At 60.4% G+C, this 11,089-nt stretch carries 10 protein-coding genes; 5 read left to right on the forward strand and 5 right to left on the reverse strand.

The annotated features are described in order from the left end of the window. The first annotated feature begins 310 nt into the window (after positions 1 to 310). The 5 genes from QWB57_RS06845 (at position 311) to QWB57_RS06865 (ending at position 7,504) form a co-directional block, all read left to right on the forward strand. Positions 311 to 3,115, forward strand: a complete 2,805-nt coding sequence (locus QWB57_RS06845; RefSeq protein WP_288968902.1) for a PilC/PilY family type IV pilus protein — start codon at positions 311 to 313, stop codon at positions 3,113 to 3,115. 30 nt (positions 3,116 to 3,145) lie between these two features. Next, a complete protein-coding gene (locus QWB57_RS06850; RefSeq protein WP_288968903.1) occupies positions 3,146 to 3,547 on the forward strand; it encodes a type IV pilin protein in 402 nt (133 codons plus the stop codon). 230 nt (positions 3,548 to 3,777) lie between these two features. After that, positions 3,778 to 6,420 (forward strand): TonB-dependent receptor, encoded by a 2,643-nt coding sequence (locus QWB57_RS06855; protein WP_288968904.1) that lies wholly within the window; start codon positions 3,778 to 3,780, stop codon positions 6,418 to 6,420. A 66-nt stretch (positions 6,421 to 6,486) separates the two neighbouring features. Next, positions 6,487 to 6,987: a CinA family protein gene (locus tag QWB57_RS06860; RefSeq protein WP_223627543.1), complete on the forward strand. Its 501-nt coding sequence runs from the start codon at positions 6,487 to 6,489 to the stop codon at positions 6,985 to 6,987. Positions 6,988 to 7,138: 151 nt separating this feature from the next. After that, positions 7,139 to 7,504 (forward strand): hypothetical protein, encoded by a 366-nt coding sequence (locus QWB57_RS06865; RefSeq protein ID WP_288968905.1) that lies wholly within the window; start codon positions 7,139 to 7,141, stop codon positions 7,502 to 7,504. A 68-nt stretch (positions 7,505 to 7,572) separates the two neighbouring features. Here QWB57_RS06865 and QWB57_RS06870 read toward each other — a convergent pair whose 3' ends face one another. The 5 genes from QWB57_RS06870 to QWB57_RS06890 form a co-directional block, all read right to left on the reverse strand. After that, positions 7,573 to 8,232 carry a response regulator transcription factor gene (locus QWB57_RS06870; RefSeq protein ID WP_288968906.1) on the reverse strand — a complete coding sequence of 220 codons (660 nt, stop codon included), beginning with the start codon at positions 8,230 to 8,232 and terminating at the stop codon, positions 7,573 to 7,575. Then, positions 8,229 to 8,936 carry an ATP-binding protein gene (locus QWB57_RS06875; RefSeq protein ID WP_223627547.1) on the reverse strand — a complete coding sequence of 236 codons (708 nt, stop codon included), beginning with the start codon at positions 8,934 to 8,936 and terminating at the stop codon, positions 8,229 to 8,231. Before QWB57_RS06875 ends, QWB57_RS06870 begins: the two co-directional genes overlap by 4 nt. Before the next feature lie 68 nt (positions 8,937 to 9,004). Beyond that, entirely contained in the window at positions 9,005 to 9,727 is a 723-nt protein-coding gene (locus QWB57_RS06880) for a sulfite exporter TauE/SafE family protein (RefSeq protein WP_223627549.1), read from the reverse strand. Next, the gene (gene ccoS, locus QWB57_RS06885; protein WP_223627551.1) at positions 9,717 to 9,917 is read right to left on the reverse strand and encodes a cbb3-type cytochrome oxidase assembly protein CcoS; all 201 of its coding nucleotides are present in this window, start codon (positions 9,915 to 9,917) and stop codon (positions 9,717 to 9,719) included. Before ccoS ends, QWB57_RS06880 begins: the two co-directional genes overlap by 11 nt. Beyond that, positions 9,914 to 11,089 (reverse strand): HAD-IC family P-type ATPase (locus QWB57_RS06890; protein WP_288968907.1); only part of this gene is annotated, 1,176 nt, incomplete at its 5' end. The genes QWB57_RS06890 and ccoS, both read right to left, overlap by 4 nt.

Raw genomic sequence — 11,089 nt, forward strand, 5'->3', positions numbered from 1 at the left:
ATCCGAATATGGGAAAGTGGTCGCCAGCAGTAACACCCTTTCCGGGTATCCAGTAACTGGCGTGTCGATAGCGAAGAATAGTTGGTACTCTGTCAATTTCACACTGCCGGCGGGAGCCACTTCGTTCACTGTGACCACCAGCGGCGGGACTGGTGACGCTGATTTGTATGTGCGCAAGGGGTCAGCTCCAACCACCGGCTCGTATAATTGCAGGTCTAATGGCGCTAATAACAATGAAACCTGTACCATCAATTCGCCAGGCAGTTCAACATATTACGCAGGAGCATATGCGTATTCTGCGGTTGCCGGGATGACGTTAACAGTCACCTATACCACGACCAATAGCTGTGACGGCAACAGTGTTGGCAGTTATGGTTGGGTCAATTGCACATCAGCGACCCCAACCGGGCGTGGCGTCTCGGATGAATTGACGAATTTTGCAACGTGGTACTCGTATTTCCGGACCCGGATCAAGGCGGCCAAGGGCGGCGCCGCCGAAGCCTTCAAGGCGCAAGGCAACAAGGTGCGGGTAGGTTACCGCAGCCTGCACCCTACTAATAACAGTTCCATTGCGCCGGATTTCAACATCCCTGTGGGTGATGGGAATGACGGGCGTTTTGTCAATGGCAATGTTGCCAATGGTGATGCGGCCGCAACCACGACACGGTCCAAGTGGTACAACCGGTTGTTTGCGGCATACGCCGATAACGGCACCCCTTTGCAAGCCGAGTTGAAACAAGCGGGTGACTATTTCAGCCAGTCCAGCGCGTCTGGCCCATATGGACCGGAGTCCGGCGCTAACCAGTATTCATGCCGGCAGAATTTCGCCATTCTGACCACCGACGGTTACTGGAATGGTGGCACTGCAGGCACCGGCGATGTGGATAGCAGTGCCCAGCCGACCATTACTGGTGCACCCAAACAGAAGGGTGACCCCAACCAGAGCTACACCTATTCGCCCACTAAACCCTACAGTGACGGTACAACCACCTGGTCCAGTACCCTTGCCGACGTGGCCATGAAATATTGGGTGACAGATTTGCGTACCGATATCGCCGCCATGGGGACAACCGCCAGCCCGGCAGGAAATAACGTCCCGACCACGGATGATGATCCAGCGTTCTGGCAGCACATGGTGACCTTCGGTATTTCAATCGGCATGAAAACAACCCTGGGCATGGCCAGTGTGGAGGATGCATTTACCGTCAAACCCAATTGGCCACAGCCTGGCAATGACCTGGCTGCCAACGTGGATGATTTGCTGCATGCGGCTGTCAATGGGCATGGCCAATTCGTGGCGGCCACCAGCCCTGCGCTATTTGCAGAAGGTTTGACCAAGGCACTGGCAACGATTGCACGGCGCACCAGTTCTTCTTCCAACATCGCCACCAATGCCGCGACCATCAAGACCGGTGGTAAAGTATTCAACGCCAGCTACGTCTCCGGCATTTGGACCGGTGCGGTGAATGCGTGGACGCTGGACGCCTACAACAACCCGTCTGCCCTGGCCTGGACGGCCTCGATTCCTGCATTCAGCACCCGCAAAACCAAGGTGTTTACTTACAACGGTACCACGGGGGATACCTTCCCCACGGCGACGCAAACCACAAGTCTGGATCGTAGTACCGTGGGCCCGGTGGACTACCCGGTGACGGGTGCCAAGAATGCCGATTACATCATGGGTGACCAGAGTGGGGAAGGCACTGCGGTGGGTAAATTGCGGGTTCGTGATGCCTTGTTGGGGGACATCGTGGATTCTTCACCGGCTTATGTCGATGACACCAAGACCCTGTATGTCGGTGCCAACGACGGCATGCTGCATGCGTTCGATGCCGGCACTGGGGTAGAGCAATTTGCCTACGTGCCTAATCTGATCAACTTTGGCAAGTTGGCGCAAATCAGCCGTGGCGACTATGACCACCAATGGTCGGTGGATGGCCCCGTTGCAGTGACCAGCCGTAAACTGACCCCTAGCCAGAACTTGCTGGTGGGCTCGCTGGGTCGTGGCGGCAAGGGCATGTACGGGTTGGATGTGTCCACGCCTGCTTCATTTGGAACGGCTAACGTCAGCTGGGAACTTGCGGACACCGCCAATGGCAATATGGGGTTGGTCACAGGGCGCCCGGTTTTGGCCAAGGTCAAGACCGGTGATGTCGCTGCGGTGGTAGGTAATGGCGTGAACAGCAGCAACGACAAGGCGGTGTTGATTGTTGTGAATGTCAAAACCGGTGCGGTGATCCGTGAGATCGATACCGGTGCCGGGTCTTCCAGTACCCCCAATGGCCTGGCTGCACCTACCGGGATTCTTGGGCCCGACGGTAAAACCATTGCGTATGCCTATGCCGGGGACCGGTTAGGGAATGTATGGAAATTCGATTTGACTGACGCCTCTGCCAGCAACTGGACTGCAACCAAATTGTTCACGGCAAAGTCCAACGATGGTACCGGTGCGGTACAGCCGATCACCGGTGGTGTCACGGTGGCCACGGATCCCAAGACCTACAAGCGTTGGGTGATGTTTGGCACCGGCAGCTTTATGACCACAACGGAAGCTGCAGACAAGACCGCGTCAACGCAAGGGATGTATGGGTTTGTGGATGATGGTGCTGCGGTGGCCTATGCCGATCTTGTGAAGCGTGGCGTCAACAATACGGGTGCCATTCAAGACGGTTATCCGGTAAGAACGTTTGATAGCAAGTCCGATTTGCCCACCGGCAAGAAGGGCTGGTACTTGACCCTGCCAGGCGCGGGCGAGCGGATTGTGCAGGATGCGCAGCTGGTATCCAATATTTTGGTGACTGCCAGCATGATTCCGGAAGGCAATGGCTGCGAAGCCGGCGGTACCGGGTATATCAATGCGTTGGATGCCTTTACCGGAACCAGCGCAGGCAGCTCGCTGTTTGATTTGAATAATGATGGCTCGACCACGGACAGCGTGGTGGGTGGCGTGCCGGTGGGGTCGGTCAACTTTGGCGTCGGCATGCCCACGTTGCCCATCTTCCTGGACGGCAAACTGGTCGTGGGCGGCACCAATGCCGGCAACAAGCCTGGCTCTGGTGGTATTTCTGGCAAGTCATGGAGCCGCGTCTCCTGGCGTGAAATCCGGAGTGACTAAAGTGCGATGAACACTAATAAGGAAACAGCGATGTCCGCGTCCCGTGTCTCTGGCTTCAGCTTGATCGAGGTGATGGTGGTGGTTGCCATCATTGCCATCCTCGCTTCGATTGCGTTGCCGTCGTATAACGATCATCAACGCAAGACGCGCCGGGCGGCAGGCACCGCCTGCCTGACGACGGTCGCGCAACGCATGGAGCGGGTCTACACCACCGACATGTCGTATTCATCGGCACCCGCCATTGGCAGCCTGACGAGTGCCTGTGAGCCGGATACCCTGACGTTTTATACGTTCTCGTTCTCTTCTGCCCCTGCCGCCAAGAGCTATGAGCTGAGTGCTGTCCCCGCGGGTAAACAGGCAGGGGATTCCTGTGGCACGTTGAAGCTGGATCAAACGGGTAAAAAGACGCCATCAACGGCCGGTTGTTGGTAGCGGTTGCAGTGGTTGGCCGCACCCCACAAAACCCGCCGCAAGGCGGGTTTTTCCTTGGCAATGAATTTCTGTTGAAACTACACCTTCAGCATTGTGAAGATGTGTTAACGTCCATACGTGCGCGTATCCCCCCACATGCACGCACGTGTATCCGACGCAATCGGCCATCTGGTCGTTTGTTTGCCGTGTCCAATGACTACACAAGATTGACCACACAAAGGGGAGCCGCCATGCAGCGCACGCAACCACAACGCCGCCCACTCACCATCGCCGTGCTGGTGGGATTGATGGGTTTCACCAGCCTGCCGGTATTGGCGCAAGATGCCGCCACGGCGGCGGACAAGAAAGTTGAGCCGAAGACGCTGGACACCATGGTAGTGACTGCGCAGAAGCGCGAAGAAGTCATGCAGAACGTGCCGATTGCAGTGACCGCGCTGTCGCAGCAGACCCTGCAAGACACGGGCGTGCGTGACATCAAGGATCTGCAAATTCTGGTGCCGGGGTTGACCGTGACCAGCACCCAGAGCGAGGCGATCACCACGGCGCGCCTGCGTGGCATTGGCACGGTGGGCGACAACATCGGGCTGGAATCTTCGGTGGGGGTGGTGATTGATGGCGTGTTCCGCTCGCGCAACTCGGTGGGGTTCGGGGATCTGGGCGAGTTGGAACGCATCGAGGTGTTGAAGGGGCCGCAGGGCACCTTGTTCGGCAAAAACACATCGGCGGGTGTGATCAATGTGGTCACCCGCAAGCCAGATCACGAGTTTGCTGCCGATGCCGAAGTGACGTTTGGCAATTACGGTGCGCTGGGCCTGGCGGGTGGCGTCAATGCGCCACTGGGTGACTACGCGGCGCTGCGCGTGTATGTGGCGCATCGTGACCGTGACGGTTGGATGAACGTGGTCACCGGCGCAGGCCCGCGCACCAACGATCGTGATTACGACCAGGATTTCGACACATTCCGCGCCAAATTGCTGCTGCAACCCACCGACAAGGTGGAGATTGTGCTGTCGGCCGATTCCACCCGCCGCAATGAGAATTGCTGCACGGCGGTGCAACTGGTCAGCGGTGAGAGTTCGGTGCTGATCAACAAATTGGGCGGCGGCAATGCCATTGCCCCCACTGGGCATGCCGACCCTTGGGCACGGGTGGCGTACAGCAACCGCGATACTACCCAGAAAATCAATGATCGAGGCGCACAGGCGGAGGTCAATATTGACCTGGATATGCTGGCTGGGGCCCGCTTGACCTCGATAACCGCAGGCCGTGACTGGGATGCCATCAACGGCCGGGATTTTGATTTTTCCACTGCGGATTTGATCTACATGAACCCGCAACAGGATGAGTCGTATGCGCGGGTGAAAAGCTTCAGTCAGGAAATTCACCTGAGTGGCAGTACCGCCAAGCTGGATTGGTTGGTGGGTGGTTTCTACAGCAATGAAACCATTGATCGTAACGAGAGTTACCGCATTGGCGCGGCGTATGAGCCGTATTTGTCGATTGGGCTGTTGTCGATGATCAACCCGGCGCTGGCCGGCCTGCCCAATGCGGCGACCTTCATGGCCGATGCCACCGGCAGGCCGTTTGGCACGGTGTTTGCCGGCTTGGGCGCGTTGGACCGTTATCAGCAAGAAGCCAAGAGTACGGCGCTGTTCACCAACAATACGTGGCATGCCACCGAGGCATTGGATGTCACGATGGGCTTGCGTTATACCCGTGAAACCAAGGATCTGTTATCGGTGTACAGCAACCCGAATGGCGGTTTGGGGTGTGCATCCTATTTTGGTGCGAGCGGTGTCAGCCCGGCTGCAATCGGCCGCATCGCCGCCGCGTTGACTGCGCGTGGCGTCCCGTTTGCGTCGTTGCCCGCCGCCAACCAACAGGCCTTGATCAGCAATATCGTGGGGTACAGCTGCTTGCCGTGGGCCAATGTGCAGCACAACGGGCGCCACACCGACCAGTCCCGCAGCGAAAACGAATGGTCGGGCACGCTGAAGGCCGCTTACCGTTGGAACGAGCATGCGATGACCTATCTGTCGTATGCACGCGGCTACAAGGCAGGTGGCTTCAACTTCGACCGCGTGCAATCGTCCAATGGGCTGTCCAGCGGCGGCTCGGGGATCACCCCGGTCAACGACACCTCGTTCCCGGGTGAATTCGTGGATAGCTGGGAATTGGGTGCCAAGACCACCTGGGCGGGTGGCAACCTGTTGTTCAATGCTGCGCTATTCCACCAGAAGTACAGCAACTTCCAGTTGAACAGCTTCCTGGGGACCAGCTTTGTGGTGCGCTCGATTCCGGAAGTGGTGTCGAAAGGCTTGGATGCAGAGCTGCTATGGCAGCCCAAAGCCGTGCCCGGCCTGATGTTGCAAACCGGCTTGATGTATGCCGATACCAAGTATGGCAATAGCATCCCCGGTTGTGATTTTGTGGGGCCGGGTGCACTGACCCCGCAGTGCCCGGCGATTGGCGCGCTGTACAAGCTGCCGGGTGCGCAAATGAGTTTTGCACCGAAACTGTCCGGTTCGGCATCGCTGACTTATGAGTGGGATATCGGGTCGTCGCTGGAGGGCCGCTTCAATATCGGTGGCAAGTACATGTCCAGTTACAACACCGGTTCGGATCTGGATGCCGAAAAGCATCAGAGTGCCTACACAGTGGCCAATCTGCGGGTGGGGATTGGCTCGCGTGATCGCAAATGGCAGGTGGAGTTGTGGGGCACCAATGTGTTCAACACCAAGTATGTGCAAGTGGGCTTCGACGGCCCCTTGCAGGCATTGGGCACGCCGGAGCCGGGCAACCCGAAGAACACATATGACGCGTTCCTGGGCGCACCGCGCATGTACGGAGCGACGTTGCGGGTACGTTTCTGAGGTCTGGATGTTTCGTTTTGGACGTGCATGCGCTACAACGCATGCACGTTCTGCGAGTGTTGACCGATGAGTGTGCCTACCGATGCCGACCTTGATGCGCTAGCTGCCACGACTGGGCAACAGCTGCTGGTTGCACGCCATATGTTGGTGACGGCGGAAAGTTGCACCGGTGGCTGGATTGCCAAGTGCATGACCGATATCGCCGGTTCATCGGCGTGGTTTGATTGCGGTATGGCCGCCTATAGCTACGAAGCCAAACAAGCCTTGTTGGGCGTGCGCCCGCAAACCCTGGAAACCCATGGCGCGGTCAGCCGCGAATGCGTGGTGGAAATGGTGTCGGGCGCACTGGTGCATTCCGGCGCCAGCATTGCCGTGGCAGTCACCGGCATCGCCGGCCCGGGCGGCGGCAGCGACGACAAGCCGGTGGGTACGGTGTGGGTGGGCTGGAAAAAACGAGGTGGCTATGCGCGCGCCGAGGTCTTTCATTTCGAAGGCGACCGCGATGCCGTGCGCCGGCAGACGGTAGCCACAGCTTTGCGTGGGGTTGCGCAGTTGTTGGTCGCTTGAGCCGGCCGGTGGGGGCCGCCCTGCGCGCGATCCATTGGATTCGGATTAACGATTCGTCATGCTGCGGAGAGCTTGGGGTGAGCAGTCCGGTCGCAGGATACATCGGAGACATCGCTACACACTTCACCACCACCACGATGGGAGTTCGGCAATGAAACAGATGATTCAAGCAATGACTCTGGCCGCGTTCATGTTTGCTGCCGGGCAGTCATATGCCGCGGCACAAGCTGCAACACCGGCAACTGCCAAGCCTGCGGCTGCCGCCAAGGCCGCCCCAGCCGCAAAAGCAGCCCCGGCTGCCAAGGCTGCCTCCTCCGCAGCACCGACCAGCGCCGCCAAGCCGGCAACCGCAATGAGCACCGCCCCGGCCGCCGCCCCCGCCGCGCCGATGGACGCCAAAAAAGAACGCTGCCACGATGCGAAAGGCAAGTTCACCAAGTGTGACGGCCCGGCAGCCGCCAAGAAGAAGGAACCCTGCCGCGATGCCAAGGGCAAGTTCATCAAGTGCAAGAGCTGATCGTTTGAGGGTTTGACGGTCATCCCCGTGCAGACGTGCGGGGATGGCTGTTTGCAATTGGTTCCGAATCAGAGCTGCACCAACCCCAGGCGTGCGGCTTCCAGCGTGGCTTCGGCGCGGCTGTTGATATTGAGTTTGCGGTAGATGCTTTTCAGGTGATCTGACACCGTGTGCTTGCTGATTTGCAGGCGTTCCACCAATTCGGGCAGTCGGCAACCTTTGCTGACCAGGACCAGCACGTCGCGTTCGCGTGGGGTCAGGACTTCAACCCCCGGTGCACTGTCACCGCCAGCTATCGGCTGGAAGGCCCGCAGCAGGCGTTGTGCAATCGCCGGTGATAGGGCAGGCTCACCGCGCAAAATGCCGTCGAGTGCGGCGGCCAGGCGTTCTTCGGGCTGGTCCTTGAGTAAGTAGCCTTGTGCCCCGGCACGCAGAGCGGGGAACACATGGGCATCGTCACCAAATAATGTGGTCACCACAATCGTGCAGTCTGGCCATTGCTGCGCCAATGGGCGAATCAGCGTGGTGCCATCACCATCGGGCAATCCCAAATCCACCAGCGCCAATTGCGCTGGCGCTGCGCTTTGCAGGAGGCGTTTGCCTTCTGCCAGCGTAGGTGCATGGGTCACCTGGATACCTGGAAAGCGCGCTTGCAGCAATTTGCTCAGCCAAGCAGTGACGTCCGGCAAATCTTCCAGCAACAGCGCGTGGGCAGGGATGGCGGTCATCGAGACATGCTGCGCCAAGGCTGGGGACTGGGGCATCCCGCGGCTGCGGGGGGCAAGGGGAAGCTCAGGCGCACTTTGGTGCCACCCAAGGTGCCTTGCTGCCAATCGATATTCCCATGCAGCTCATCGGCGCGATTGCGCATGCTGCGGGTGCCACGGCCATCGCCAATGCGAGTGGGGTCAAACTGCCCGTCATCGGTGACTTCAAACACCAATGCGTTGCCGGATACCCCAACCACGATCCGCAAATGCTCGGCATCGGCATGCCGCAGTGCATTGGTGACCGACTCGCGGCCAATGCGAAACAAGTGCATGGTTTGCGCGCGATCCAGTGCGGGGTCAGGCAGGCCCTCTTTTTGCTGCCATGTCAATTCGATGGCGCGGGTTTGCAGGCGCTGTTCGGTTTCGTCGCGCAATTGCGCCAGCACTTCCAGCAAGCTGCCTTCGATGCTGCGCTCACGGCTGAGAATGGCGCGCAAATCCTGCAGAATTTCGCGCACCAGCGGTTGCTCGGAGGCGGGCACGCGGTGCAGCAAGGTCAACAGGCGGCTGCCGACGTCATCGTGCAAGTCGTCGTAGATACGTTGACGTTCGGCATCCAACGCCTGTGCCAATGCGAGCTGCTGCTGCAATGCGGACAGGTCAGGGCTGGGCGTGGATGCCTGCGGTGTATCGCGTTTCCACCAATCCCGTAGCGCCATCATGTATGACTCTCCAGCGGTTGCGTGTTGTCTTTGTGCAGGTAATTACAATTGTAGAGTATCCATGCGGTTCAGCCGGGCAAGCTGCGGCAGCCCAGCGCCATCAGGATGCCGTGCATGGCGGGCAGGTGCATCAGCCATGGCGCGATCACGGTCAACAGACCCGCGGCGATCACCAGCAGCCCGGCAGCGCTGCGCAGCGGCCCGCGTTGCAAGCGTTGGCCGATGCGTTGCCCGGCCCACGTCAGGGACACCATCACCGGCAAGGTGCCCAGCCCGAAGGCGGCCATGGTCAGTGCGCCGTGCACCGCGCTGGCTGATAGCCACGCGGCGGCCAGCAGCGTGGTGGACAGGCCGCACGGCATCCAACCCCACAGCATGCCCAGTGCCAAGCGCTTGCCGGCGGTATTGGCCGGCAGCAGGCGACGTTGCAGTGGCCGCAACGCCAGCCACAGCCGGTTGCCGGGGCCACCAAAAAAGCGCGGGATGCGGCCGCGCTGATCGAACATGCGCAGGCCGGCCAGGATCAGCACCAGACCCACCGCAGCGCGCATGGCGATGGGCAGCCAAGGGATGCGCGCCAGACCCAGCAGGCCGCCCCCCAGCCCCCCCACGAGGGCGCCGGCCAGCATATAGCCCAGTACCCGCCCCAGATTGGGTTGTGCTGCTACCCACCAGCCACGGGATTGTGTGGAAAATCCGGTCGCAATGCCGCCGCACATGGCCACGCAATGCGCGCCGCCGAGCAGGCCGGTGAGCAGGGCAGCACCGAGTACGAGTGTGTCAACCGGCATCACTATCTTCGGGTGGGGCCGCCGGTGGCGTGGCGGGCTTGGACAGTGGCGGTGGATCCTCGCGCAGGATGTCCAGCGCGGGGGTGTCCAAATCTTCGAACTGGCCGTGTTTGACCGCCCACGAGAAGAGCAGTGCAGCGACCCCGATCATCACCAAGCTGATAGGAATCAGGAACAGCAAAATATTCATGGGCGAACCACGCGGGTCAGGCGCAAGGCATTGGCGGTTACCGCCAGTGAAGACAAGGCCATGCCCAGTGCCGCCAACCAAGGGGTGACGTTGCCGGTCGCGGCCAACGGAATGGCAAGCAAGTTATAACCCAAGGCCCAGGCCAGGTTTTGGCGAATGATACGGCGCGTGCGGCGCGCAATACCCAGTGTGGCCGGCACAGTGCCAAGCGCGCTGCCGGCCAGCACGAGATCGGCCGCACGCTGTGCCAATGCAGCACCATCGCCGATCGCCAGCGATACATCGGCACCGGCCAACACCGGCGCATCATTCAGGCCATCACCCACCATCGCCACCACGCGCCCCTGCTGTTGCAGGCTGCGCACCAGCGCCAGTTTGGCCTCGGGCGTTTGCCGCGCATGGGCATTGGCAAGGTCCATGGCGTGGGCGAAGCGCTGCACCGACGCCGGTGCATCACCGCTGGCCAGGTGCAGGCTCACCCCTTGTGTGCGCAGCGCTTGCAATGCCGCCATCGCATCCTGGCGTTGCTGTTCGACGAAGGCAAAGCGTACGTGTGCGCCGCTGCTATTGGCCAGCCACACCGCGCCATCGTCCTCGCCAGCACCTGCAAACGGGGCGGTGCCGATACGCCAGTGCTGGCCGTCGATCCAGCCCTCCACGCCTTGCCCGGCAATGGCGCGCACGCCGGTGGCGGTAGGGATGTTTTCAACCCGTGCAAATGCGGATGCCAAGGGGTGACTGCTGTCGCGTTCCAACGCGGCAGCGATGCGCAGGGCGGTTTGCGCATCCATCCCCGTGCAGTGATCGATCGTTTGCAGCACGGGCTTGCCATCGCTGAGGGTGCCGGTTTTATCGAATACCACATCTGTCACACGCGCCAGCCGGTCCAGCCCGTCCGGGCGTACCGACAGCACGCCGATCTTGGCCAGTGCACCATGCGCGGTGGCCAGTGCCGCCGGCACCGCCAGCGACAGTGCGCAGGGGCAGCTGATCACCAGCAGTGATAGCACTACTTCAAATGCCCGCGCGGGTTCATGCACGCGCCACCACGCATACACCGCAATCGCAGCCAGCAGCAGGCCTGCGACAAACCAGCCGGCGATGCGTTCGGCACCACGTGCCAACGCCGGACGGTGTGCCTGCGCGGTTTCCACCAGCCGCACCAGTTCGGC

This window comes from uncultured Thermomonas sp. (genome assembly GCF_937872235.1).
Classification (GTDB): Bacteria; Pseudomonadota; Gammaproteobacteria; order Xanthomonadales; family Xanthomonadaceae; genus Thermomonas; species Thermomonas beijingensis.